The sequence below is a fragment of the Gordonia sp. 'Campus' genome (assembly GCF_022206305.1).
Taxonomy (GTDB): Bacteria; Actinomycetota; Actinomycetes; order Mycobacteriales; family Mycobacteriaceae; genus Gordonia.
Map to the genome: position 1 here is coordinate 39,722 of NZ_JAKOIW010000017.1, position 24,291 is coordinate 64,012.

Annotated in this window: 24 protein-coding genes and 1 pseudogene; 11 read left to right on the plus strand and 14 right to left on the minus strand. The window is 67.9% G+C overall.

What is annotated here, in order from left to right; translation table 11 throughout:
* Positions 1-5: 5 nt before the first annotated feature.
* Positions 6-1,298, plus strand: coding sequence for a hypothetical protein (locus MAY35_RS17300; protein WP_238422535.1), 1,293 nt, complete (start codon positions 6-8; stop codon positions 1,296-1,298).
* A 9-nt stretch (positions 1,299-1,307) separates the two neighbouring features.
* On the opposite strand, the gene MAY35_RS17305 is transcribed toward MAY35_RS17300, so the two are convergent.
* Positions 1,308-2,096: a ParA family protein gene (locus MAY35_RS17305; protein WP_238422536.1), complete on the minus strand. Its 789-nt coding sequence runs from the start codon at positions 2,094-2,096 to the stop codon at positions 1,308-1,310.
* A gap of 116 nt (positions 2,097-2,212) precedes the next feature.
* On the minus strand, positions 2,213-2,644 hold the full coding sequence (locus tag MAY35_RS17310; RefSeq protein ID WP_238422537.1) for a hypothetical protein: 432 nt from the start codon (positions 2,642-2,644) through the stop codon (positions 2,213-2,215).
* A gap of 105 nt (positions 2,645-2,749) precedes the next feature.
* Between MAY35_RS17310 and MAY35_RS17315 the strand changes: the two genes are divergently transcribed.
* Positions 2,750-3,700 (plus strand): diacylglycerol kinase family protein, encoded by a 951-nt coding sequence (locus tag MAY35_RS17315; RefSeq protein ID WP_238422609.1) that lies wholly within the window; start codon positions 2,750-2,752, stop codon positions 3,698-3,700.
* On the opposite strand, the gene MAY35_RS17320 is transcribed toward MAY35_RS17315, so the two are convergent.
* Positions 3,637-4,848 (minus strand): MFS transporter, encoded by a 1,212-nt coding sequence (locus tag MAY35_RS17320; protein ID WP_238422610.1) that lies wholly within the window; start codon positions 4,846-4,848, stop codon positions 3,637-3,639. The two genes, MAY35_RS17315 and MAY35_RS17320, sit on opposite strands and share 64 nt — an antisense overlap.
* 419 nt (positions 4,849-5,267) lie before the next feature.
* On the opposite strand from MAY35_RS17320, the gene MAY35_RS17325 reads away from it, so the two are divergent.
* Entirely contained in the window at positions 5,268-5,522 is a 255-nt protein-coding gene (locus MAY35_RS17325; protein WP_004023450.1) for a WhiB family transcriptional regulator, read from the plus strand.
* A 106-nt stretch (positions 5,523-5,628) separates the two neighbouring features.
* On the opposite strand, the gene MAY35_RS17330 is transcribed toward MAY35_RS17325, so the two are convergent.
* On the minus strand, positions 5,629-7,134 hold the full coding sequence (locus tag MAY35_RS17330; protein WP_238422538.1) for a sensor histidine kinase: 1,506 nt from the start codon (positions 7,132-7,134) through the stop codon (positions 5,629-5,631).
* Positions 7,135-7,166: 32 nt separating this feature from the next.
* Positions 7,167-7,382 carry a biotin/lipoyl-binding carrier protein gene (locus tag MAY35_RS17335; protein WP_238422539.1) on the minus strand — a complete coding sequence of 72 codons (216 nt, stop codon included), beginning with the start codon at positions 7,380-7,382 and terminating at the stop codon, positions 7,167-7,169.
* Between the two features lie 181 nt (positions 7,383-7,563).
* Here MAY35_RS17335 and MAY35_RS23440 point away from each other — a divergent pair, with 181 nt between their 5' ends.
* On the plus strand, positions 7,564-7,638 hold the full coding sequence (locus tag MAY35_RS23440; protein ID WP_369758845.1) for a 50S ribosomal protein bL37: 75 nt from the start codon (positions 7,564-7,566) through the stop codon (positions 7,636-7,638).
* 108 nt (positions 7,639-7,746) lie between these two features.
* On the opposite strand, the gene rsrA is transcribed toward MAY35_RS23440, so the two are convergent.
* Entirely contained in the window at positions 7,747-8,034 is a 288-nt protein-coding gene (gene rsrA, locus MAY35_RS17340; protein WP_238422540.1) for a mycothiol system anti-sigma-R factor, read from the minus strand.
* Positions 8,031-8,879, minus strand: coding sequence for a sigma-70 family RNA polymerase sigma factor (locus MAY35_RS17345; protein ID WP_281063145.1), 849 nt, complete (start codon positions 8,877-8,879; stop codon positions 8,031-8,033). The genes rsrA and MAY35_RS17345 overlap by 4 nt, the downstream gene beginning before the upstream one ends.
* A gap of 211 nt (positions 8,880-9,090) precedes the next feature.
* On the opposite strand from MAY35_RS17345, the gene ybaK reads away from it, so the two are divergent.
* Positions 9,091-9,585 carry a Cys-tRNA(Pro) deacylase gene (ybaK, locus tag MAY35_RS17350; RefSeq protein ID WP_238422542.1) on the plus strand — a complete coding sequence of 165 codons (495 nt, stop codon included), beginning with the start codon at positions 9,091-9,093 and terminating at the stop codon, positions 9,583-9,585.
* Between the two features lie 71 nt (positions 9,586-9,656).
* Positions 9,657-10,460, plus strand: a complete 804-nt coding sequence (locus MAY35_RS17355) for an SOS response-associated peptidase (RefSeq protein WP_238422543.1) — start codon at positions 9,657-9,659, stop codon at positions 10,458-10,460.
* A gap of 15 nt (positions 10,461-10,475) precedes the next feature.
* Here the strand turns inward: MAY35_RS17355 and MAY35_RS17360 are convergent, their stop codons facing one another.
* On the minus strand, positions 10,476-11,957 hold the full coding sequence (locus MAY35_RS17360; protein ID WP_238422544.1) for an NAD(P)/FAD-dependent oxidoreductase: 1,482 nt from the start codon (positions 11,955-11,957) through the stop codon (positions 10,476-10,478).
* Between the two features lie 111 nt (positions 11,958-12,068).
* On the opposite strand from MAY35_RS17360, the gene MAY35_RS17365 reads away from it, so the two are divergent.
* Entirely contained in the window at positions 12,069-13,286 is a 1,218-nt protein-coding gene (locus MAY35_RS17365; protein ID WP_238422545.1) for an MFS transporter, read from the plus strand.
* Here MAY35_RS17365 and malQ read toward each other — a convergent pair.
* The 6 genes and pseudogenes from malQ to MAY35_RS17395 form a co-directional block, all read right to left on the minus strand.
* Positions 13,258-15,390: a 4-alpha-glucanotransferase gene (gene malQ, locus MAY35_RS17370; protein WP_238422611.1), complete on the minus strand. Its 2,133-nt coding sequence runs from the start codon at positions 15,388-15,390 to the stop codon at positions 13,258-13,260. The two genes, MAY35_RS17365 and malQ, sit on opposite strands and share 29 nt — an antisense overlap.
* A gap of 63 nt (positions 15,391-15,453) precedes the next feature.
* On the minus strand, positions 15,454-16,905 hold the full coding sequence (locus tag MAY35_RS17375) for an FAD-binding oxidoreductase (protein ID WP_238422546.1): 1,452 nt from the start codon (positions 16,903-16,905) through the stop codon (positions 15,454-15,456).
* The gene (locus tag MAY35_RS17380) at positions 16,886-17,539 is read right to left on the minus strand and encodes an SDR family oxidoreductase (RefSeq protein ID WP_238422547.1); all 654 of its coding nucleotides are present in this window, start codon (positions 17,537-17,539) and stop codon (positions 16,886-16,888) included. The genes MAY35_RS17375 and MAY35_RS17380 overlap by 20 nt, the downstream gene beginning before the upstream one ends.
* 148 nt (positions 17,540-17,687) lie before the next feature.
* Entirely contained in the window at positions 17,688-17,966 is a 279-nt protein-coding gene (locus MAY35_RS17385) for a GlsB/YeaQ/YmgE family stress response membrane protein (protein ID WP_238422548.1), read from the minus strand.
* Positions 17,967-18,166: 200 nt separating this feature from the next.
* Positions 18,167-18,613 (minus strand): lipoprotein LpqH, encoded by a 447-nt coding sequence (locus MAY35_RS17390; protein WP_238422549.1) that lies wholly within the window; start codon positions 18,611-18,613, stop codon positions 18,167-18,169.
* A gap of 134 nt (positions 18,614-18,747) precedes the next feature.
* A pseudogene (locus MAY35_RS17395) lies at positions 18,748-19,615 on the minus strand (ParA family protein).
* A gap of 312 nt (positions 19,616-19,927) precedes the next feature.
* On the opposite strand from MAY35_RS17395, the gene MAY35_RS17400 reads away from it, so the two are divergent.
* The 4 genes from MAY35_RS17400 (at position 19,928) to MAY35_RS17415 (ending at position 24,216) form a co-directional block, all read left to right on the plus strand.
* Positions 19,928-20,566, plus strand: coding sequence for a hypothetical protein (locus MAY35_RS17400; protein WP_238422550.1), 639 nt, complete (start codon positions 19,928-19,930; stop codon positions 20,564-20,566).
* 227 nt (positions 20,567-20,793) lie between these two features.
* Positions 20,794-22,629 (plus strand): hypothetical protein, encoded by a 1,836-nt coding sequence (locus MAY35_RS17405; protein WP_238422551.1) that lies wholly within the window; start codon positions 20,794-20,796, stop codon positions 22,627-22,629.
* Positions 22,626-22,892 carry a hypothetical protein gene (locus MAY35_RS17410; protein ID WP_238422552.1) on the plus strand — a complete coding sequence of 89 codons (267 nt, stop codon included), beginning with the start codon at positions 22,626-22,628 and terminating at the stop codon, positions 22,890-22,892. Before MAY35_RS17405 ends, MAY35_RS17410 begins: the two co-directional genes overlap by 4 nt.
* Entirely contained in the window at positions 22,867-24,216 is a 1,350-nt protein-coding gene (locus MAY35_RS17415) for a hypothetical protein (protein ID WP_238422553.1), read from the plus strand. Before MAY35_RS17410 ends, MAY35_RS17415 begins: the two co-directional genes overlap by 26 nt.
* Positions 24,217-24,291 lie beyond the last annotated feature (75 nt).

A 24,291-nucleotide genomic window follows, 5' to 3' on the forward strand; every position in this document is an offset into this window, starting at 1 on the left:
CCCGCGTGGCACGAGTCAGACCCGAGCGTCGTACGCCGCTCGACCTCGCGATCACCGCGGTTGTCATCGTGGTCCTGGTGACCGCATGTGCGATCGCGTGGGCCGTCAGCCCGGTGCGTCACACCGACAGCGCGCAGGCCGGTTCCGCGCCGGCCGCCGTCCAGCCGGCGCAGACGGTGCCCGCCACCTTCGTACCCCGGTGGCAGGCCACCTCCGACGCCACGACCGTGCCCGCCATCGGTGAGTCCGTTGTCGTGACCGGCGACGGCGGCGCGGTGGTGGGTCACGACCCCGCCACCGGCCGTGCGCTGTGGTCGTATCGACGCGACCTCGACCTCTGCACCGTCGGCACCGCCTGGACGGCGAGTTCCGATGTGGCACTTGCGGTCTACCGCAACAGCAGGGGTTGCTCGGAGGTCACCGCCCTCGACGCCGCGACCGGTGCCCGCACCGGCGCCCGCACGAGTGACGCCGACCCCGAACTGACACTGGGCACCGACTCCGGATACGTCGTCGCGCAGGGTCCGCGACGTCTCGAGACCTGGGGCTCCAATCTCGTCCGCGGAATCGAGTACGGCCGCGTCGAGGCGCCCGTACGCCCGGAGGACGCGCCGGACCGCAACGACTGTGCATTGTTCTCGTCGGCCGTCTCCGGTGACCGCCTGGCCGTCGTCGAACGGTGCGCCGACGACCCCGGATATCGCCTGACGGTCATGGGCTCGGTGCTCGACAAGGACGACGAGGTCGAGAAGTACGGTTCCAGCCTGATCACCGGGGACGTGAGTGGTCCCCCGCCGGTGGTGATCGCGATGTCGTCGTCCGGGATCGCCGTGTACGACGGCGGCGCGAGTCCTGCCGAACCCCCGACGCTCGGCGCAGAGAGCGGACCGGCCATCCGCCGTTTCGACACCGACGGCGTCGCCGCGGGGACCAACACCGTCGCGGGGAACGCGACGCCACCGCCGGGCAGCGTCCCGATAGCCGCCGACGGGATCGTGACCTACTGGACGGGCCGAGCCACGGTCGTCCTCAACGGTCAGACCCTCAACCCGATCTACCAGGTTCCGGGGACCCTCGGTCCCGGGCAGGTGATGGCCGGGCAGCTGTTGTTGCCGAGCGCATCGGGCATCAGTGTGCGCGATGTCGCGACCGGGCGCGAGGTGCGGTCGATCCCACTGGCTCGCAGCGCCGAGCCGGACGAGGGGGGAACGGCCGCCCCCGTCGTGAGCCTCCGGGTCATCGGCGACATCGTCGTCGAACAGCGCGGCAATCGGATCGAGGCCTTCGGGCCGGGCTGACCCGCCCGGTCAGGCGTCGAAGGTACCGACCTTCTCGCCGGCCTCCCAGTGCTTCCACAGGTTCTCGGCGAGCGCCCGATACGCCATGGCGCCCTTGTTCTTTCGTCCACGCATGACCGATGTGCCGGACGCCGACGCCTCGGCGAAGCGGACGGTGCGTGGGATGGGCGGGTCGAGGACCGGGAGGTCGTACCGGTCGGACACATCTGCGAGCACGTCGCGGCTGTGGGTGGTCCGAGCGTCGAACAGCGTGGCGACGGTGCCCAGCATCGTGAGGTTCGGGTTGGTGATCTGCTGGACCTCTCGAACCGTGCGCAGCAGCTGTCCGACCCCTCGATGAGCCAGGGTCTCGCACTGCAGCGGCACGATGACCTCATCGGCTGCGGTCAGACCGTTGAGGGTCAGCACTCCCAGCGACGGAGGGCAGTCCACGATGATGACGTCGTAGTCCTCGCTCACCTCCGCGAGCGCACGCTTGAGCGCGTACTCGCGTCCCGGGCGCATCAGCAACAACGCCTCGGCGCCGGCGAGGTCGATGGTCGCGGGCAGGAGCGTGACGTTGTCCTCCGTGTCGAGGAGCACGTCGGCGATCTCCTCGTCACCGAGCAGCACGTCGTGGACCGACGACTCCAGTTGGTCGGGGTCGTGTCCCAACGAGAACGTAAGGCACCCTTGAGGATCGAGGTCGACGACGAGCACCGAGACGTCGAGGTCGGCGAGCGCCGCACCGAGGGACTCCACGGTGGTGGTCTTGGCGACCCCACCCTTCTGATTGGCAATCGCGAGGATGCGCGTCATGCGCCCTACTGTACGGCCGGTCGGTCCACGACCGTCGGATAAGACTCCCCCACGCCGGGAATGCCGGATCGAACATCGCTGATCGCACTCACCCGGGGGTCGAGCGGGTGCCGACCTCAGCGCTCGGGTTCGAGTTCCCCGGCGAGCCAGCGAATGGAAGCCGGGCTGAACAGCATCACCAGAACCGCCAGCGCGGCCAGCCCCAGCGGTACACCGAAGACGGGCCAACCACTGGTGAAGAGGTAGTAGGCGACCGGCAGCAACAGGATCTGGGCCACCATGGCGATCGAGCGTCCCCAGCGGCGACCGATCAGCAGTGCCACACCACCGACGAGAACGCCGCCGCCGATGATGCCGAACCAGGCCGCGGTGCCGTACCCGCTGATCGTGGTCTCCTCGTGGCCGGCCAGGCCCCGCACCACGAGAGTGACCGCGACCACCACGCCGATCAGCCCCTGAACGGTCGTCACCGCGCCGGCGAACTTGATCTGGCGCGGGGTCACCGATGGATCGATGGCGTCGTCCGGGCGGTCCTTCTCGGTGCTCACCGTCCCAGGATATTTGGTGCCGGTCTCGCCGACCCGGCGGGTGCGGTACCGGCACGATTGCGCGCGGACGCGTCCGACCCCATATCCTCGGGTGTCGTGCGCGTCATGCTCATCGTCAACCCCTTCGCCACCGCGACCAGCCCGGCCGGTCGCGATGCGCTGGCGCACACCCTCAGCGCGCATTTCGACCTGGATGTCGAACTCACCACCCACCGGGGGCACGCCTTCGAACTCGCGGCACGTGCGGCGGCCGAGAACTTCGACGCCGTCGTCGTGCACGGCGGCGACGGGTCGGTCAACGAGGCGGCCAACGGTCTCCTGGATCCGCCGTCGAGCAGCGACCCGGCCCGGAACCGTCCCGCGCTCGCGGTCATCCCCGGCGGCAGTGCCAACGTCTTCGCCCGCACGCTGGGCATCGACCCCGATCCACTGCTGGCGACCCAGCAGATCATTGCCCTCCTCGACGCGGGCGAACGCCGCCGCATCGGGCTCGGCCACACCGACGACCGGTGGTTCCTGTTCAACACCGGCATGGGGATGGACGCGGTGGTCGTGCACGCCATGGAGGACAAGCGCCACGCGGGCAAGACCGCGACGCCGGCGCGTTACCTGTGGACGACCATCACCAGCTTTCTCAAGCAGTCCGGCACATCGGCGACCTTCGACGTCGAGATCCCCGGTCGCGAGCCGATCACCGGCGCCCGGTTCGGTTTCGTGTCGAACACGAGCCCCTGGACCTACCTCGGCCCCCGCGAGATCCGTACCAACCCGGACACCGGATTCCACACCGGACTCGGAGTCTTCGTGGCCACCTCGACCGGCGTGCTACGCAACCTCCCGCTCGCCACCCGCCTGCTCACTCAGGCGAATCCCAAGGCGCGGCACCTGTTTCGGGACGACGACGTCGACGAGGTGCGATTTCGGGCGGACACCCCGATCGACGTGCAGATGGACGGGGACTACATCGGCGCCTTCCGCGACATCCGCTTTCGTCATCGCCGCGACGCCCTCGCCGTCATCGCACCCCCCGTCAGTACCGCGGACAGCACGACGTAGGGCAACGCCGCGAGGGCGAAGAGCCCCGCTGGTCCCGACCATCCCGATCCGATCGCCCACCCCGCGAAGGCCGCGATGGCGACGAGTTCCTCACCCACCCCCGCCAGCGAGGTGACCGTCGCGCGCGAGGCCGACTCCAACCGGTCTTGAAGCGCCGCGTCGACGACCACCCGTGCCCACCCCAGTAGGCCGAAGGCGGCGGCGACCCCGACCGCACCCACCGGGTGCCCCCAGAGTGCGGCCGCGACCAGCACCGTCGCGCCCACCCCGACGGCGGGTCCGACGGCGGCCACCGACCGGAAGCGACCGGCCGCCAGTGCACCGGCGATGTCACCGACCGAGACCACGACCATGAGGAGCGCGACCGCGCGCGGGTCGGGCCCCACGTCTGGCGCGTGCGACACGAACGTCCCGACGAGAACCGGGAGGTACTCGTCGAGGGCGGCGATCCACGTCAGGCCCACCCCGAGAAGCAATAGCCTCCTCGCGGCGGGTTGTGTTCGCAGGGAGTTCCGCGCGCTGCGGATGACCTGCAACCACCCGACGGAACCGTCATCCGAACCCTCGGCGGGTCCATCGGTCTCCGCGGGGACGACGGATGCCGCCCGGCGGGTCTCCGGGAGCGCTGCCGACACGAGGGAACACAGAATGCAGGCGATGACGCTGCCGAGGCCCACCGCGACGTACCCGCCCGAGGCGAACAGCGGTGCGGCCGACGCGGTACCGGCGATGACCCCGATCGCACCCGCTGCCCGCATCGCACCCGACAGACGCGCGTAGCCATGGGCACGGCCGAGGTGGACGAGTTCGTCGTAGACCAAGGCCTGGGTGGTGCCCGACCGCATGGCGCCGCCGATGGCCCACAACACGAAGCCGAGCGCGAACGTGGCGAACGAGGGCACGAAAGTCCAGAGCGCGAATCCGGACGCGGTCACCCACGGTCCGGCGACGAGCAACGCGCGCCGTGACACGCGATCCGCGAGGACCCCGGTGGGGACTTCGACGATCACCGATGCCACGGACCAGATCACGAACAACGTCGAGATCTCGGCAGCGCCGAGTCCGGCGCCCGGTATCGAGGGGTCGGCGAACAGAACCGCGTACAACGGGTACAGCGGGATGAGGTCCTCGAGGGTCGCCGCACACACGGCGGCTGCGGTCAACCGGCGATGGGTGGCCTCAGGTGGTGTGGATCAACATCGTCGACGCATGTGTCCGACGATACTCGCGTCATCGCTCCACGTCACAGGGTTTTCCTGCGTCGACGACGGCTCGACCTGCGGGAATTCGTCGACACGGTGCCCAGAGAGCGAGTAGGCTACTACACGGGCTCCGAGCAGGCGCCCGCACCCCCTGGTGGGAGAGCGAACACGAGGTGCTAGGCGTCCGACGTGATGTTGCACACGTGTCAAAGCAAACCCATTGACTTCGGCTGGATTCGTGAAAGTATTCACAAGCAACAGCGCGGAAACATTTGGTGCGCCGCGTGAACTGAGAGTTACAGCCAACAATCATCAGCAGCTAGTTATCGAGTGGTGCGCGTCAGCGCGCCCGAAGGAGTAGAGGAATGGACTGGCGTCACAAGGCCATCTGTCGCGACGAAGACCCGGAGCTGTTCTTCCCCGTGGGAACCAGCGGCCCGGCCATCGCGCAGGTCGCCGATGCGAAGCTCGTCTGTGCGCGGTGCCCCGTCACCGCCGACTGCCTGTCGTGGGCACTCGAGTCCGGCCAGGACGCGGGCGTCTGGGGCGGGATGAGCGAGGACGAGCGACGCGCACTCAAGCGCCGTACCGCACGTACGCGTACCCGGAGCAGCGTCTAGGCCTTTCCCGGCCGGCGACATTCACCGGATTCGAAGAAACCCGGCCGCGGCCGGGTTTTTTCGTGCCCACAACGTGTTGCCGCACAACGGGTTGCGTCGCAGGGAATCAGACGCGCAGGGGAATGTACACTCCCACTTCGGTTCCCGACCCTGCGGGATTGGCGCGGACGTCGAGTTCGCCGCCGAGTTCGATCGACACCAAGGTCTTGACGATCTGCAGGCCCAGATGATCCGAGGTCGCCAGATCGAAATGCGCAGGTAGACCGGAGCCGTTGTCGCGCACAGCGATACGCAATCCTCGAACGTCCCGTTCCGCGATGACGGCGATCTCCGCGTCATCGGGCGGGGCGCCGTCGAATCCATGCTCGATGGCATTCTGGATGAGTTCGGTGAGCACCATCACGAGCGGCATCGCCAGTTCGGCACTGAGCACGCCGAGGCGGTCCCGGTGGCGCACCGCCACCCGCGCCTCCCCCGAGGCGACGTCGACGAGAATCGGGACGAGTCGGTCGACGACCTCGTCGAGATCGACCTCTTCATCGACGCTCCCCGAGAGCAATTCGTGGACGAGAGCGATCGAGGCGACGCGTCGGACAGCCTCGTTGAGGGCTTCGCGGGCGTCGGAATTCGAGGTACGCCGAGCCTGTAGGCGCAGCAGCGCCGACACGGACTGCAGATTGTTCTTGACCCGGTGGTGGATCTCGCGGATGGTGGCGTCTTTGCTGATCAGTGCGCGATCGCGGCGTTTGACCTCGGTGACGTCGCGAATGAGCACCACTGAGCCGGTGACCTCCCCGCGGGGACGGAGCGGGACCGCCCGGATCAGCGCCGTCGCGCGGCGGGCATCGGCCTCGACGCGCATTCCGATGTCCCGGTACGGCCCGGTCGGTACCTCGGTCACGCCGGCGGCGATGTCGAGCATCAGGGCGACGTCGTCGGCCTCGAAGGGTTCGGTGATGAGCTGCTTGACCACTTCGGAGAGCCGCGTGTGGTTGAGTTCGGCGGTCCATCCCATCCGGTGGAACGCCGACAACGCGTTCGGGCTCGTGTAGGTGACCATGCCGTGGCCGTCGAGCCGGATGAAACCGTCACCGGCGCGCGGCGTCGACAGGCCCCTCGGATTTCCCTCCTCGTGCGGGAACGTTCCGTCGGCGACCATCTGGCACAGATCGTCCGCCGAGTCCTGGTATGCGAGCTCGAGCGGCGAGGGCAGTCGTGGATGGGTGAGATCCACGGCCCGGGTGAGCACCGCGATCACCGACCCGTCGAAGCCGACCGGCACGGCCTCCTGGCGCATGGCCGTCGCGCCGAACCAGGTCGGGTCCTCGTCGCGGAGAATCCGTTCGGACGTGAACGCGCGAACCACCTGGGCGTGGGCCTCGGTGTCGACGACACGGCCGACCTCGTCGGTCGGCAGGACCGTCGATGCGGTGTTCGGACGGCACTGCGCGACCGTGACCACAGCTCCCTCGTCGGTCCGGACCGACAGCAGGAAGTCGGCGAAGGACAGGTCGGCGAGCAACTGCCACTCGGCGACGAGCCGCTGCAGGTGCGCGGCGGCCGCATCGGAGAGAGTGGTGTGCTCGGCGAGCAGATCGGAGAGGGTCGACATCTGACGCGGGTGGCGAAGGTTTCGCGCGAACGCTACCGGAAGGTGGCGATGACGTCGCCGGCCTGGATGACGTCCCCGACGCTGACCTTGATCGTGTCGATGGTGCCCGGCTCCTCGGCGAGGACGGGAATCTCCATCTTCATCGACTCCAGGAGCACCAGGGTGTCCCCGACCTCGATGTCCTGACCCTCGGCGACGCGTACTTCGAGGACACTCGCGACGATCTCTGCGACCACGTCTTCAGCCATGCACCTAAGTTAGCCCACGTCGCCGTACCCGATGAGCGGGCACGGCGCCGGGTGGTGAGCGGCCGTTTTTTGGACCGTGGCAGAATGCCTGAGACACTGTGATGTCCCGATCCCGCGGGATGACCAGTACACGACGGGCCTGTCACCGACGATGCCCGCCCCGCAATGAAGGAGATGCGTCATGGGAAAGCGCGGACGCAAGAAGCGTGCTCGTAAGAAGAACGCTGCCAACCACGGCAAGCGCCCCAACGCCTGATCCTCGCCTCACGGCGGATCGGGCGAGCGAGACAAGAAAAACGCCCGGGTACGGCCATCTGGCCGCCCGGGCTTTTTCGTGTCTCGACCCCGCTCCCCGCGGGGCATCTCAGCGTTCGGTCTCGGAGATCTCGTGCACGATGACGGTCTTACGGATCTCGATCCGCAACCGGTCGCGGAGACCCTGCGGGGCCTGATCGCCACCGCATTTCCGGTTCACGAGCGCCTTGAGCTGTTGTTCGATGCCGTAGTGCGCCAGGCAGGACGGGCAGGTGTCGAGGTGGCCCTGCAGACGCGCACGCGCGTTCTGGTCGCACTCGTTGTCCAGCAACAGCCACACGTCGGCGATGACCGCGGAGCAATCGAGTTGTGTCACTTCGGGATCGAGGTCGCTCATCGCGCCACCTCCGCATCCGAGACGCGGGCGGAACGGTTGAAGCCACGTTCGCGGGCCACGTCGGCCAGCAGTTCACGCAACTGTCGACGACCACGGTGCAGACGCGACATGACGGTACCGATGGGTGTGTCCATGATCTCGGCGATCTCCTTGTACGGCAGGCCTTCGACATCCGCGTAGTACACGGCCATCCGGAAATCCTCGGGCAGCGCCTGGAGTGCGGCCTTGATCTCGTCGTCGGGGAGGGCGTCGAGGGCCTCGATCTCGGCCGAGCGCAACCCCTGGGAGGTGTGTTCGGCAGTCGCCGCGATCTGCCAGTCGGTGATCTCGTCGGTCGGGTACTGCGCGGGCTGACGCTGCTTCTTGCGGTAGCCGTTGATGTAGGTGTTGGTGAGGATCCGGTAGAGCCACGCCTTGAGGTTGGTGCCCTCGCGGAAGGACGCGAACGCGGTGAAGGCCTTGATGTAGGTCTCCTGCACGAGGTCCTCGGCATCGGCCGGATTGCGTGTCATCCGCAGGGCGGCGCCGTACATCTGATCGAGCAGCGGCAGCGCGTCGCGCTCGAACCGTTCGGTCAGCTGCTCCGGGGTCTCGCTCGGATCGGCACGCCGCGGTGCCCGGTTCTCGCTCGAGGCGGCGTCGGCCGGCCCGGCGTCGGATGAACCGGTGCCGGATGAACCACCGCCGGCCGGCTCTGTCCCGGCTGTCTTGGCTTCGGACACTACGATCCCTTCGATGAGAGGCAGCACGGAGAGGCTGTCGATCAAGCTTACCGATCCCGTCCCCACCGAGAGAGGTCCCGGTTCGATGCGCTGCGGTGACTCCATCACGGCAGATGCGCTCATATGCCTCTCGACCTCCTGCTTTCCGGTCCTGCTCATCTCGTTGCAACCAGTCACAACAGAGCCTCACGGGCGGTTTGTTCCCGCACCACGGTTGCGATCGCGGTGGGCCGATCCATGTCACAGTTCCTCATCGGCGCCCACTCCCCCGTTGGACCCGCCGCCTGCTCGACCGACCCAAGACCGATCCACTGTTCAGGAGGTACCGAGTTCCATGGCTGCCACTCCGGCGATCGCCGCACTCGAACGCGCGAAGATCGCCCACACCGTGCACCGGTATGCGCACGACCCGCGTTCCGAGGCCTACGGCGCCGAAGCCGTCGCGGCGCTCGCCGAGGAACTCGGGGTGCTCGACGCCCAGATCTTCAAGACCCTCGTCATCGAGCTGTCCGGCGGAAAACGGCCGGGGCTGGCGGTCGCCGTCGTCCCGGTACCGCGGAAACTCTCACTCAAGGCGGCCGCGGCGGCTCTGGGTGCGTCCAAGGCGGCGATGGCCGAGGCGAAGGCGGTCACCAGGACAACCGGGTACGTCCTCGGCGGCGTCTCACCCGTCGGTCAGCGCACCGTGCTGCCCACCGTCGTCGACGCCTCGGCGATGGAGTTCGAGCGGGTCCTGTGCAGCGCAGGCAAGCGCGGTCTCGAGATCGCGCTCGCACCTGCCGATCTCGTCTCGGTGACCCGGGCCGTGGTCGCCCCGATCGCCCTCTGAGCACGTCGCACTCTGACCGCGTCGTGGCAGGACGGTCGCGTCGGCCGACACCGTGGGGCAGCATGGTCACCATGTGCGGACGCTATGCGGTGACCACCGACCCGGCGAAGCTCGCGGCGGAGATCGACGCGGTCAACGAGGTACCGGAGCCGGCGGCAGACGACGCCACCGATCTCGACACGGCGCCTCGGACCCCGGGGGTCAACTACAACGTCGCGCCGACGACGACGGTGATGACCGTCGTCAAGCGGCACGCACCGGACACACCCGACGACGACGCGATCCTGCGCGTCCGGGCGATGCGGTGGGGGCTGGTTCCGCCCTGGGCCAAGGAGGTGGGCAAGGGCCCGCTGCTGTTCAACGCACGCGCGGAGAGCGCGGCGGAGAAGAGTTCGTTCCGTTCGTCGGTGAAGTCACGTCGATGCCTGGTACCGATGGACGGCTGGTACGAGTGGAAGAAGGGGCCCCCGGACAGCAAGGGCAAGCCCACGAAGATCCCGTTCTTCATGTCCCCGCAGGACGGGACCCGGTTGTTCATGGCGGGTCTCTGGTCGGTCTGGCACGACAGGACGGGCGGTGCCACTTCAGATGGGGACGGTTCCGATCGGGACACGTCGACTCAGGCGCCGCCGCTGCTCAGTTGCTCGATCCTCACCACCGACGCGGTCGGCGAACTGCGGGATGTCCACGACCGTATGCCGTTGATCATGCCGTACGACAACTGGGATGCATGGCTGGATCCCGACCACCGGGCGCCCGACGACCTGTTCGCGCCACCCGCCCCGGCCATCGTCGATGCCATCGCGATCCGCGAGGTCGCTCCCCTGGTGAACCGCGTCGCCAACAACGGGCCGGAACTGCTCAACCCGTTGTGACGAAGGCCGACTCTCCTAGCTGAATGCGTAGTCCTGCAGTGGGAACGAGTCCATCTCCCGTAGGGTCCGCAGCGTCGATGCCGGGCGCAGCAGGGTCGCCTCGCCGTGCTGGTTGAAGTAGTAGCTACGCGACCCGGCGCAGTTCCCGTTGTAGAACACCGACGACTGGAGGCGGTCGGTGACCTCGTCGAGGAACGCGTCGTTGGCCGACTCGGTGACCTCGAAGGTGTCCTGCCCGCGTCGTCGGAGCTCGGCGAAGAGACGCGCGATGTGCTTCATCTGCCCCTCGATGGTCGTGAAGTACGACAACCCGCTGTAGGAGTAGGGACTGTTGAGCGACAAGAAGTTCGGGAACTTGGGGACCGTGACACCCTCGTAGGCCTGGAAGCGCCCCTCGCGCCAGAACTTTCCGAGGTCGCGACCCTCGCGGCCCACGACCTGGAAGGCCGGGAAGTTGACGTCCCACAGATTGAACCCGGTGGCGAGGACGAGGGTGTCGATCTCGGTCCGGGTGCCGTCGGCGGCGAGGATCGTATCGGCCTCGAGCCGGGCGATGCCGCTCGTCTCGAGAGTCACGTGGGGTCGCGCGAAGCTGGCGAAGTAGGTGTTGGAGAACGTCGGCCGCTTGCACCCGAAGTCGTAGTCGGGGGTCAGCTTCCGACGCAGTTCGGGATCGGCGATCTGCGACCGCAGATGCGCTTTCGCGAGTCCGGCGGCCACCTTGTTGCCCGGTTTGACCTGCTTGTAGTGCAGCACACCGAACACCATCAGGAGTTCGAGCAGCGACGAATTGACCACGCGGGCAATCCGTTGCGTGAGCGGGATGCGACGGAACAACTGCCGGACCGCGGGCGGGATCGCGAAGTCGACTTTCGGCACCACCCAGATCGGCGTCCGCTGGAACACCGTCAGGGCGTCGGCGCGTTCGGCGATCTCCGGGATCAGCTGGACCGCGGTCGCACCCGTCCCTATCACGGCGACCTTCTTGCCGGTGAAGTCGAACCCGTCCTGCCAGTCGGCGGTGTGCAGAATCGTGCCCGCGAAGTCCTTGATCCCCGGGAAGTCCGGGATGTGCGGTTGCGACAGGAAGCCCGTCGCGGTCACGAGGTAGCGCGCCGTGCGCTCGGCTCCGTCAGCGGTCCGCACACGCCACAACCGGTCCTGGTCGTCCCAGACCGCCGATTCGACGAGCGTCCCGAACTCCATGTGTCGCCTGAGGTCGTACTTGGCGGCAACGTGTTCGGCGTAACGCTTCAGCTCGCTGCCCGGCGCGAACAACCGTGACCAGTCCGGGTTGGGCTCGAACGAGTAGGAGTAGGTGACCGAGGCGATGTCCACGGCGAGACCCGGGTAATGGTTGACGTGCCACGTCCCACCCAGATCGTTCTCGCGTTCGAGGATCGCGATGCTGTCGATCCCCTGCCGCCTGAACTCGATGGCCGCACCCATCCCGCCGAAACCGGCACCCACGATCACCACGTCGACGTCAGGTCGCATACCAACACCCCGAATTCCCGGTTCGATAACTGTTACGGAGAGTTACTGTAACTCAGCACACAGGGATGGGCCAGAGGCTCGTCGCACCTCGGCGGTAGCGTGACATCTGCCATGCCAGACAGTACGAATTCCCCCGCCGCACGAGCCGGCACCGGCGCGTCCTTCGCGGCCGCGGTCTATGCCTTCACCGTCATCATGCTCGGCACGACGCTGCCGACGCCGCTCTATTCGATCTATGCCGAGGAACTCGGGTTCGGCGTCACCACGACAACGGTGATCTTCGCCGTCTACGCCGCCGGCGTCATCGCCGCCCTCATCGGCTTCGGCCGCTGGTCCGATGTGGTCGGCCGACGCAAACTGCTCATCGCCGGGGCCGTGCTGTCCGTGGTCAGCGCGGTGGTGTTCCTGACCGCGGGGCCGGTGTGGCAGCTGCTCGTCGGACGTGTCCTCTCGGGCCTGTCGGCGGGCATCTACGCCGGCGCGGCGACCACCGCGGTCATCGAGCTGGCCCCCGCATCGTGGCGCGGACGTGCCCCCGCCGTCGCCACCGCCGCCAACATCGGTGGCCTCGGACTCGGACCGCTGATCGCCGGCGTCCTCGCGGAGTATGCCCCCGCTCCGCTGCGCACACCGTTCGTCGTCGACCTCGCGCTCCTGGCACTCGTGTTCGTGGGCATCTGGCGGCTACAGGAGACGGTCGACATCCGACCCGGCGCCCGGCTCGGCGTCCAGCGACTGTCGGTCCCCGCCGACATCCGGGGCGTCTTCCTGCGTGCGGCGATCGCCGCCTTCGCGGGATTCGCGGTGATGGGCACGTTCACCGGCGTCATGCCGTCGTTCGTGACGAACATCCTCGGGATCGACAACCACGCCTTCACCGGGTTCCTGGTGTTCGTGCTGTTCGCGTCCTCGGCGCTGACCCAGATCGTGGTCCGCCGGATGCCCACCGAGCCCGCACTGATCGCCGGGTGCGCCATCCTGATCGCGGGGACGGGCGTGTCCATTCTCGGGCTCGTCGCCGCATCGACGGCGGCATTGCTCGTCGGCGCGGTCATCTGCGGTGTGGGTCAGGGCATGTCGTTCAGCAAGGGACTGGCGTCGGTGGTCGCGGCGAGCCCGGCCGGTCGCAAGGCCGAGGTCACCTCGACCTACTTCGTCGTCGCCTACGTCGCCATCTCGATCCCCATCGTCGGACAGGGCGTGACCGCCCAGTCCTGGGGGCTTCGACCGGCGGGCATCGCCTTCAACATCGGGGTGGCGGTGCTCGCCCTGCTCGCCCTCGTCCTGACGATCGTGGCGGTCAGGAACCTGGAACGCCCGACTCGTTGAGCACCGACACCAGCCGGCGGAATCGCTCGCTGCTGACCAGATCTTCGACGAGCACGACGTCGCCGTCGGCATTGGCCAGGGGGATGCACCAGTTCGGGTACTGCGAGCTGTCGGTCCCCGGCTGGTTCTGAATCCTTCTCTCCCCCACCGCATCGACCAGCGCGACGCTCAGCAGCACCGACGGGCTGCGCGCGATGAGCGCGTACAGGGCATTGACAACCTTCGGATCGGTGAGCGGGGTGTCCCGCGCCAGCAGCCCTCGCTCGTAGGCGAGTTCCAGGACGGCGTCGCGCTCACGGGCGTCACGGGCCCGCTCGGCGTCCTCACCCGAGGCCAACAGGCCCAGGCGCGAGCGCAGCGCGATGTGGTCGCCGGCGAGATAGCCGACCGTCGGGGGCAGGTCGTGGGTGGTCACCGAGGTCAGACACAACTCCCGGTACTCCTCGGGTGGGACGGCGGCGTCGGGCCCCTGTTCGAACCAGAGGATCGACGTCCCGAGAATGCCGCGCTCACGCAGCGTGTCCTGGACCGAGGGTTCGAACACCCCGAGATCCTCGCCGACGACCACGGCGTCGGCACGCTGCGCCTCCAGCGCGAGGATGCCGATCATGGCCTCGCTGTCGTAACGGACGTACGTCCCGCCCGCCGGGCCGACCCCGTCGGGAATCCACCACAGTCGGAAGAGTCCGAGGATGTGGTCGACCCGCACTCCGCCCGCGTGCCGCAAGACGGTGCGGATCATGTCCCGGTAGGGCTCGTATCCCGCCTCGGCGAGACGGCGCGGATGCCACGGTGGCTGATCCCAGTCCTGCCCCTGCTGATTGAATCCGTCCGGCGGCGCCCCGACGGTGGCGCCGGTGGCCAGGACATCGCCGAGCGCCCACGCATCGGCGCTGTGACGGGCGACGCCGACCGCGAGGTCGGCCATCACCCCGATCGCCATCCCGGAGGACGTCGCCGCATGTGCCGCGGTCTCGAGTTGTTCGTCACAGATCCACTGCAACCACATGTGGAAGTCGATGCGCCGCGCAAGTTTTGCGCGCTTCTTCTTCATGTACGCGGGGTCGGCGAACTTGGTGTGCCACCGCGGATCGTCGGCGTCGTAGCGTTCGGCGAGCGCACACCACGTCGCGAATCGCTTCAGTCCCTTGCCCTCTCGACGCCGGAATGCGCGATATGCAGACTTACGCGACGGATCGAGCGGGACATCGTAGATCAGCTCGAGTGCGTCCATCTTCGCGCGGAAGGACTTGTTGCGCTTGATCTTGTCGGTCGCGGTGTTCTCCGCCAGGAAGCCGCGGCCGAGTTTGCGTACCCATTTGCGCTGCGACTTGGACAGCCCGTCCAGTTCGGGGATGTCGGTGATCCGGATGTAGAGGGGGTTGACGAAGCGACGCGTCACCGGCAGGTAGGGGGACGCCTCGATGGGCGCCTGCGGCTGTGCAGCGTGGAGTGGATTGACCTGGACGAAGTCCGCACCGTACGCACTTCCGGCGACCTCGCAGATACCGGTCAGGTCCGCGAAATCGCCGACACCCCAGGAATCCGCCGAGCGGATGGAGTACAGCTGCGCCGCGAGGCCCCAGCGCTTGCGGCCGGTCAACCGGTCGGCGGTGTGCAGGCGTCGGGGGGTCACGATCAGCGGTGCGCTCGACGCTGTCGAGTCGTCGAGGTCGAGAGCCTTGATCTGGTGGTAGCCGGGCGCCAGGTCGTCGGGCACGGCGAACGTCGCCCGACCGACCAGGACTCCGTCGACCTCTCGCGGGTCGACCCAGGCATCGAGTTGCCGCGCGGGCACGTCGTCGCCGTCCTCGGTGACGATCCAGACCTTGACCAGGTGACCATGCGGCACATGCACGACGAAGGTGTTGCCGCCCCCTTCGGTCACGACGGTGACGGCGGGAGTGAACTCGCGCCAGGGCTGCTCGTCGATCTCGCGGATCGAGTCCTCGATCTCGGCCGCGGACCCGGCGGGGACGTCGAGTGCGCCGAGGACCGCGATCAGCGTCTGGGGTTCGACCTCGTGTGTCTGCTCACCCCATCCGACGTAGCTGGTGGCGACGCCGTAACGCTGTGCCAGTTCGGTCAACCGATCGGGGTTCACATCAGCCACTCGTGCATGGTCTCAGGATTTCGGTCCGCGCGCCGTGTTCGCCACACCGGCCGCTCAGGCGAACAGCACGCCGGGGTTGAGTACGCCCCTCGGGTCGAGCGCGCCCTTGATGGCACGCATCGTGGCGAGGTCCGCGGCCTCGCGACCAAGATGCGTCCAGGCGACCTTGGCGCGGCCGATGCCGTGTTCGGCGGAGATGCTGCCTCCGTGGGCGGTGACGATCCCGAAGACCCGATCGGTGAGGTCGTCGACACGGTCGGGCGGGACATCGAGCAGGTTGACGTGGATGTTGCCATCGCCCACATGTCCGAAAAGCACAGGCCGGCATGGCGAATCGTTCCTGTCGCCCACAGCGCCCAACTCGTCGAACACCTCTGCCAGGGCACGGATGGGCACGGAGATGTCGAGTTTCACCACCGGCGTCACACTGGATCTGGCGATCGTCTCGGTGTGCGCCTCGCGCGCACCCCACAAAGCACGGGCGGGGCCCGGCTCGAGCACCGCATCGATCAGGCCCCCGGCGCCCTGCAGCAGCTCGACGGCCGCCGACTCGACGTCGCCGGGACCGGACACCTCGAGCAGGACGTAGAAGGGACCGGATGCCGCCGTGGGACGACGGTGACCGTGTGCGGCCACGAGCGCGATGCCCGCCTCGGTCATCAGCTCCGCGGCCTCGACGGTGAGGCCTCTCGACGCCGCCGTACCGATGAGCTCGACCGCGTCGGCGACACGGTCGATCGCCGCGACCGCCACGATCGACGCCCGAGGTGGCACGACGAGCCGGAACAGAACGCGGGTGATCACCGCGAGTGTTCCCTCGCTGCCGGTCAGCAACCCGGGAAGGTCATATCCCACATTGTCTTTGACGAGCGACGTCCAGCGCCGCAGAATGCGGCCGTCGGCCAGCACCGCCTCGATGCCGAGTACCTGGGCCCGGGTGTTGCCACGCCGGATCATGCGGATGCCGCCGGCGTTCGTCGCGACCACACCACCCGCGGTGGCACTGTGCCGGGACGCGAGGTCGACGCCGAACGCCAGCCCGACCGCGCCGGCCCGGGCATCGATCGCCTCGACGGTCGCGCCGGCCTGGACGCCAACACATCGGCCGATGACGTCCACGTCGTCGATGTCGGTCATCCGCGCGGTCGAGATGACGATCCGCGGACGAGATCCCGCGCGGTCCGACGGCGGTACGGAGCCGCCCACCAGACCCGTGTTGCCGCCCTGGGCGCAGATCTCCGCGTCGACCTCGGCGCATTCGACGACGGCCCGGGACACCTCGTCGGTTGTGCGCGGCCGGAGGACGGCGTCGGCCTGACCCCGATGACGGCCGGTCCAGTCGATCAGGAATCCCGCCATGGCATCGGGGTCGGTGACGACGTGTGCGTCACCGACGATGTGCCGCAGCCGGGACAGGAGTCGGTCGAGCCCGGGCCGCCGGCCCGCGTCCGCCGCGGGTCCGAGTCCGGGTCCGATGTCGATTCCGTCAGGCCCGGGCGACGGCATCGGGGATCGGGGTGTCACCGTCGTTGAACTCGATGACCTTGTGCGCGGTCTCCGGACGCGCGAGTACCTCCGCCGCCACCTGGGCCACGTTGTCACGACTCACCTCGTCGCCCTCGGTGCGGTCGCCCCCGAGCGAGACCTTGCCGCTGCCCTCGTCGTCGGTGAGACGGCTCGGCCCGAGGATCGTCCACTGCAGGTCCGTGGATCTGAGATAGGTGTCTGCGGCCGCCTTGGCCTCCGCGTACGCGTGGAACGAGTTGTCTTCGGGGACCCCGTGATCCGGCCCCGCACCGAAGTAGGACACCATCACGTACCGGTGCACACCGGCCCGGACCGCGGCGTCCATCGAACGGATGGCCGCGTCCCGGTCGACGCTGTAGGTCCGCGCCTGGTCACCGCCACCCGCGCCGGCCGACCACACGACGGCGTCGTGTTCGGAGATCGCGGTCGCGATCCCGGTGGTGTCGAGCGTCTCGATGTCGGCGACCACGGGCACCGCACCGGTCGCGGCGACGTCGGCCGCGTGTTCAGGGTTTCGGATGATCGAGGTCACCTGGTCGCCGCGGGCGGCCAGGATCGTCGCCAACCGCAACGCGATCTTGCCGTGTCCGCCGATGATCGCCACTCGAGTCACTGGATGCTCACTTTCGTCTGGTCACTTGGGGGTCGCTCGGTCTCCACCCAACGTACGCACACGTCAGGGGACCCAGCTCGGACACGACTCCGCCCCGGTCCGACACACTCGTGCGAGTGTGCCGGACCGGGGCGGAGAGAACGAGCTGTCAGACGCGGGTTCGACGACCGCGACCGGTCACCAATCCGACGAGGAACAGCAAGATGCATGCACCGGCGAGACAGGTGATGAAGCTGAAGATCCAGCCGGCACCCTCCACGTCGACGCCGAACAGTTTCAGCAGCCAGCCTCCGAGCAGACCGCCGATGACCCCGACCACGATGTTGAGGATGATCCCCTGCTGCGCATCGGTCTTCATGATCTTGCTGGCGATCCAGCCGGCCAGTCCACCGATGATGATCCACGCGATGATGCCAATTCCCAGCATGTCTGCCTCCTAGGGTCGTCATTGATCCGTTGTGCGAATCGTCGAATCCCCCCGACCACGGATCGTTCGACTCGCTACACAGCGGAAGCTACCCAGAAGGCGGGGTCTTCACACATATCCGTCGAAACCGTGTACACATCGACACCGTGACCGTGACCCCAGCGAGATCAGCAGCGAACTCTGGACGCTCGAGCAGCAGGTCAGGGGCAGGTCACCTTGATCTCGTAGGCCTTCGTCACCTGCTGGGTGGGGTTGGCGAGATCGATACCCGACGCCTCACCCGAGACCGTGTAGGTGTCACCGTCCTTGGTCACCTCGGCGCTGCCCTGCCCGGCACCCTTCTGGTAGCCGAGGGTCACCCCGTCGAGAGAGCCCAGCCCCACCGATTCCACCTCGGGTGAGTCGCCGGAGGTGAGCACCACGCCGATCCCCGAGCCCGAACCGGAACCGATGCCGATCGTGACCTTGCCCGCGGTGTCGGTGCAGCCGACCGTCTTGTCGGACAGTTCCAGCTCCTTGCCGTCGACGGTCACCGAGGCCTCGGCGTCGGTGCTTCCCGACGATGACGAGTCGTCGGAACCGCACGCGGTGAGTGCGACGGCCACTGCCGCCGCGCCGAGGATCGAAGTGATGTGCACCTTGCGCATGATGGGCGCTCCTGTGGAGTCGTGGAGGGCGCCGCCGGTCGGCGGCTGAGATGAATTTAGATGCTCGACCTGCGCTTGGGCGTCGGTCGTGTGAATGGGATCGGGAACTTCGGGCGGTGGCGGATCGTCCGACCTCACGCCGGGGCGGCGAGCTTGGCCTCGGCCTCGACCATGACGGCGCGGGTCAGATCCCGGAACTGATCGAAGTGGCCGTGGTATCCGTACTTCGCGCGCAGGCTCGGCCAGGCCGCGAAGTCGGCAGCCGCACCGATCGCGTTGGACTCATGCAGGTACGCCGGCAGCACGTTCTGGATCGTGGGGTCCCGCCGCAGACGACGAACCGTGTCCTGGTGCAGCGTCGACGCCGGGCGGTACTTCGAGATCACGACGCCGAGTTCGACGATCTCGCGACCTAGTTCGGCGCCGAACTCCGCGACCTGCCGCTGTATGTGGGGAATCGCGTAGGTGGACAGCACGTCCGGAATGGTCGGGATCAGGTAGCCGCCGGCCATCGCCAGCCCGTTCAGGCTGAACGGGCCCACGTTCGGCGGACAGTCGAGCAGTACGTAGTCGTAGTCGTCGATGATCGGGGGCGAGCGCGGAGCGCAGGGCCTCGACGCCGGCCAGATGATCGTCGGCGGCCACCCGATATGCGCTGAGTTCCTCGGCGAGGTCGATCAGGTCCAGCGACGAGGGAAGCAGATCGATCCCGGCCAGACCGTCGACCGAGGACACGTCGCGCTGGACGCTGTGTTCCAGATCGAACGACCGGGTGCCGTCGAGCACGTCGGCGAACAGGGCTGCGACGGTGTGGCGTCGCCCGTTGCACACGGCCCACCGCTCCTGGCCGATCATCATCGTCGTCAGATTGGTCTGGGCGTCGAGGTCGACCAGGAGCACCCTCTTGCCGTGGACCCCGGCGAGGAAAGCCGCCAGACCGGCCGTGAGCGTGGTCTTCCCGACCCCGCCCTTGAGGCTGATGGTCGCGATCACCGTCGGCATGGGTCCCCGGTCTGTTCGGTCGGCCTGCGTCGGGGTCAGACTACCGAGCCCACGCCGACCCCACCGCTCATTGCCGCCAGATCTCGGCGGCCCGGAACAGCTCGGAAATCACCGATTCTGCAGTCCTCATTCTGCCGATATGCCGGAAATCTGCCAGAATGTCCGTGCCGACCTTCGGCGAACAAAGACGAATAGACTCGGTCGGCTCGATTCCGGATACATTTTCTCGGTATTCGTCTCGAATTCACGCTGTCGGCCGACACAGAATCTCGGACAATGCCGTCGACCCCCTCGCGGGGAAAGGACAATCGTATGAAGACCCGATTCCGTAGGATCTCCGCCGGCGTGGCGTTCGGTGCCGCCGCGATCGCCGGGGCGGCCCTCGCACCTGCGGCATCGGCCGCGCCCACCGACGTCACCGCGTCCCCCACGGTGTCCGGGAACACCGTATCGCTGACGGTCACGAACAACGCCGCCAAGCGTATCGGGTGCGAGATCTTCGGCGTTCGCGCAGGTGACGCTCCGTCGCAGGTGGTGTTCGGCTACCAGACACCGGAGGAGCTCGGCGCGCTCATCTCCCCCGGCTCCTCGAAGTCGGTGCCCCTGCGCATCTCTCAGGGCACGCCTCCCGCGCCGACCGGCTCGACCACGATCCCCGACGGGACCTATGACGTCTACTGGGGATGCACGACGATCACCCTGCCGCCGGGCACCCGCGCGAACGAACAGTTCTGGGGCACCAATCCCCCGCTCACCGCAATGACGCCGACCGCGGATCCCATCCGTGTGACGGTTCCGGGCGGCGAGACGACAACTCCCGCCCCGAAGCCGGAGAATCCCTCCATTCCCGATCTGCCGAGCATTCCCGGGCTTCCGCCCATTCCGCAGATCCCCGGAGTGGAATTGCCCGAGGAGATCTGCGCGATCTCGTCGTGCGCACCCGTCCGCTGACGGACATCGAACACACCGGCCGAGAGCCGGCCTCACAACCACCCCGGCACTGCGCCATCAGCGGCACCTCGGCGACACAAAGTCGCCGGGCACCGCCCCGAGGGCGCATGCGCGGGGTGGTTTTTCGAGTCGATGAGACCCCGGTTCCGACGCCGCTCGTCGGACCGAGACATCCGGTTTGACCGATCGGCTTCCGATACCCGGGTGAGGTTGTGCATACTTCGACCATGACAACACGCGATGGCGCGCCTTTGCAGCTGGCCGCCGAGGGCGGCGGGGCGGCGCTCGACCAGGTTTTCCTCATGTCCGCGGTGGCCGCCGTCGTGTCGATCGGTCTGCTCTGGATCGGCTACCTGCACCGCGCGCGGAAGATCACGTGGCTGACCACCCTGTCGGAGTGGGCCGCGCGCCGCGTGAACCGCCCACCATGGGCTGCGCTGCCGATCTTCCTGTTCACCAGCACGATCATCTGCGCCCTGTTCGGTTTCCTCTGGGACGTCAGCCTGCACATCGGTGACGGCCGCGACGAGGGGCCGCTGGCCAACCCCGCGCATTACTTCATCCTGGTGGGCCTGTTCCTGCTGTTCATCTCCGGCATGCTGTCGGTGTTCCTGCCCTTCGAGAAGCCGGGCCGCTCGGCGGTCCGGATCACCCGCCACTGGTACGCCCCGGTCGGTGGAATTCTGTTGGCCGGCTGCGGCTTCTACGCACTGCTCGGCTTCCCCCTGGACGACGTCTGGCACCGCATCTTCGGTCAGGACGTCACCCTGTGGGGTCCGACGCATCTGATGCTCATCGGCGGGGCGGGTCTGTCACTGATCGCGGTCGTGATCCTCGATCGTGAGGGCCGTGCCGCGATGGGTCCCGACGCACCGGAGGACGGGCGGATGCAGTGGCTCGTCCGATGCCTCGCCTTCGGCGGTCTCGTCATCGGCATGTCGGTCTTCCAGATCGAATACGACTTCGGCGTCGAGCAGTTCCGCCTCGTGCTGCAGCCCATGATGATCGCCGGCGCGGGGGCGTTCGCGCTCGTCGCCGCACGGATCACCCTCGGGCCGGGCAGCGCGCTCATCGCCGCGGTGTTCGCGATCCTGCTCCGCGGCGTGGTCGCGGTCGTCGTCGGCCCCGCGCTCGGCGCGCCGATCAACGTGTTCCCGCTCTACCTGGGCGCGGCAGTGGTCATCGAACTGCTCGCCCTGACCCCGCTGCTCAAACGGCGAGTGCTCTTCGGCGCCGTCGCCGGTCTCGGTGTGGCGACGCTCGGACTCTGGATCGAGTCGTGGTGGATCGCCGCGGCATACCCGTTCCCCTGGGTCACGGGCATGTGGGGAGAAGCGCTGGCGATGGCCATCCCGGTGGGCGTCGTCGCCGGCCTGTGCGGCGGATTGCTCGGCATCGTCTCGGTCGGTGAGCGACTGCCCCGACGCTGGATCAGCGTCACCGCGGTCGTGCTGTCGGTGGTCGTGATCGGCGGTGCCGTCGCGAACGGCCTGCGTGTGTCCGTGCCCGCGGAGACGACCGCTCGGGTTGTCCTGACACCGGCGGGACCCAACGAAGCCGCCGACCAGAACGTCACCGCCGACGTCTATCTCGACCCGGCCGACGCAGTCGGCGGCGACCCCGAGTGGGTCACCTTGATGTCGTGGCAGGGCGGGATCGACAACGACCGCGGCATCGTCATCGATCGGCTGGATCGCTTGGGCCCCAACCACTTCCGCTCCACCGAACCGATGCCGGTGTCGGGTTCGTGGAAGACCATCCTGCGCGTGCAGGACGGCACCACCATGGCCGGTGTGCCGGTGTACCTTCCGGCGGATCCCGCGATCGGCGCGGAAGGTGAACCCGCGCAGCAGACCTCGACGAAACCGTTCGTCGCGGAGATCTCGATCCTGCAGCGTGAGCGCACCTTCGACTACCCGTCGTGGCTGTTCGGCGCCGCCGCCCTGGTGGTGCTCGTGTGTTCACTGTTGCTCATCGCCGCACTGTCCTGGGGAGCCGGGCGGATCAATGCCCGCGAGGCGACCGCCGGCGCGCGGGAGCCCGAGTTGCAGCCACAGCCGTGACCGTCGGCCCTTCACCGGAACCGAGCGTCGTCGAGCTGGCGACCCATCCACTGATCCTCGCCCTGCCCGCGGTGATTCCGGCCTTCCTACTGGTCGGTGTCATCGTCGTGATCGCGATCGCCGACCGCCGGCGCGGGGACGACGAGGACGACGACGAGGACGCAGCCGAGGACCGGGACGAGACTCCCGATCCTGCCGCAGCGTCCACCACCGACCCATCGATCCGAGACGAGGCCGATGACCCCGAGCGCGAGACCGACTGACACCCTTCTCGCCCATGGGCTCGGGGGTTCGGAGTTCCTGCCGGTCCCGCTGACCGCGGTGTTGATCGGTGGCGCATGGGCGTTGACCATTTCCTTCGCGGTCTTCGCCTTCGCCTGGCGCACCCCGCGATACGGCCGACCCGAGGCCGGCCGGGCTCTACCCGACTGGGTCACGACGGCCGTGGACAACCGGTGGGTCCGCGGCGTGATCTCGGCGGCGGCACTGGTCCTGACGCTGTGGCTCATCGTCGCGGCGCTCGGTCCGGACACCGACGACAACCCGCTCACCGGGGCGTTCTACGTGCTCCTGTGGGTCGGCATGATCGTGCTGTCCGCACTCATCGGACCGGTGTGGCGACTGCTGTCACCGATCCGCACCGTCCTCCGGGTGGCACGTGGGGTCTTCGGTCCCGGCGTCGTCGGCCTCCGGGACTATCCCCGACGCCTCGGCTGGTGGCCGGCCGCGTTCGGATTGTTCGCCTTCGTCTGGCTGGAACTCGCCTCACCGGAACCGAGTTCGGTGTCGTGGGTGCGGGTCTGGCTGCTGTGCTACGTCTTGATCACCGTGGTGGGTGCCATCGTCTGCGGGCTGCGATGGACCGAGAACGCGGACCCGTTCGCGGTCTACAGCACCGTCGCGTCGCGACTCGCCCCGTTCGCTCGGACCACCGATGGACGCGTGATGCTGCGCAGCCCGATGAACTCGCTGACCACACTGCCGGTTCTGCCCGGCAGTGTCGCGGTTCTCGCGATCCTGTTGGGCTCCACCGCTTTCGACAGTTTCTCGGCGTTTCCGATGTGGCAAGACATCGTCGCCGACAGCTCCGGTGACGATCGAGCGATCGCCACCGGGGTCAACACGGCCGGGCTGCTGGTGTTCATCGGCATCGTGGCGGTGACCTTCTGGTCGGCCGCACGCGCGGTCGGCGGCGTGAAGCGTGATCTCCGGCGACAACTCCCGGGACTGATGGCGCACTCGCTCGTCCCGATCGTCATCGGCTACATCCTCGCGCACTACCTGCAGTCGCTCGTCGAACAGGGTCAGGAGGCCGTTCTCGCACTGGCCGATCCGTTGGACCGGGGCTGGAATGTGCTGTGGCTCGGCGACGCTCACCCCGTGTACGTGATGTCGGATCATCCGACGGTGACCGTGACGCTCAAGGTGGCGTTCGTCCTCGGCGGACACATGATGGGGGTGGCGGCCGCGCACGACGCCTCGCTGCGACTCCTCCCCCGCCGGCACCAGCTGACCGGGCAGCTCACCATGATGGTGACGATGGTCTTCTACACGTTCCTCGGGCTGTATCTGCTGTTCGGGGGCTAGTATCCGCGCACCGGGCCAGGGCTGGTCGGGCGCGGACGGGACCTGAATCCCGTTGCGATGCATCCCGGTTCCCGA

Coding starts and splice junctions, on each gene's coding strand:
- MAY35_RS17345 (WP_281063145.1), bottom strand. CDS start 8,879: ATGAGCGCATCTGCCGTGATGGAGTCACCGCAGCGCATCGAACCGGGA.
- MAY35_RS17405 (WP_238422551.1), top strand. CDS start 20,794: ATGACAACACGCGATGGCGCGCCTTTGCAGCTGGCCGCCGAGGGCGGC.
- MAY35_RS17305 (WP_238422536.1), bottom strand. CDS start 2,096: ATGACGCGCATCCTCGCGATTGCCAATCAGAAGGGTGGGGTCGCCAAG.
- ybaK (WP_238422542.1), top strand. CDS start 9,091: ATGGCTGCCACTCCGGCGATCGCCGCACTCGAACGCGCGAAGATCGCC.
- MAY35_RS17360 (WP_238422544.1), bottom strand. CDS start 11,957: ATGCGACCTGACGTCGACGTGGTGATCGTGGGTGCCGGTTTCGGCGGG.
- MAY35_RS17390 (WP_238422549.1), bottom strand. CDS start 18,613: ATGCGCAAGGTGCACATCACTTCGATCCTCGGCGCGGCGGCAGTGGCC.
- MAY35_RS17385 (WP_238422548.1), bottom strand. CDS start 17,966: ATGCTGGGAATTGGCATCATCGCGTGGATCATCATCGGTGGACTGGCC.
- MAY35_RS17325 (WP_004023450.1), top strand. CDS start 5,268: ATGGACTGGCGTCACAAGGCCATCTGTCGCGACGAAGACCCGGAGCTG.
- MAY35_RS17330 (WP_238422538.1), bottom strand. CDS start 7,134: ATGTCGACCCTCTCCGATCTGCTCGCCGAGCACACCACTCTCTCCGAT.
- MAY35_RS17335 (WP_238422539.1), bottom strand. CDS start 7,382: ATGGCTGAAGACGTGGTCGCAGAGATCGTCGCGAGTGTCCTCGAAGTA.
- MAY35_RS17400 (WP_238422550.1), top strand. CDS start 19,928: ATGAAGACCCGATTCCGTAGGATCTCCGCCGGCGTGGCGTTCGGTGCC.
- rsrA (WP_238422540.1), bottom strand. CDS start 8,034: ATGAGCGACCTCGATCCCGAAGTGACACAACTCGATTGCTCCGCGGTC.
- MAY35_RS17415 (WP_238422553.1), top strand. CDS start 22,867: ATGACCCCGAGCGCGAGACCGACTGACACCCTTCTCGCCCATGGGCTC.
- MAY35_RS17355 (WP_238422543.1), top strand. CDS start 9,657: ATGTGCGGACGCTATGCGGTGACCACCGACCCGGCGAAGCTCGCGGCG.
- MAY35_RS17375 (WP_238422546.1), bottom strand. CDS start 16,905: ATGCCGTCGCCCGGGCCTGACGGAATCGACATCGGACCCGGACTCGGA.
- MAY35_RS17365 (WP_238422545.1), top strand. CDS start 12,069: ATGCCAGACAGTACGAATTCCCCCGCCGCACGAGCCGGCACCGGCGCG.
- MAY35_RS17315 (WP_238422609.1), top strand. CDS start 2,750: ATGCTCATCGTCAACCCCTTCGCCACCGCGACCAGCCCGGCCGGTCGC.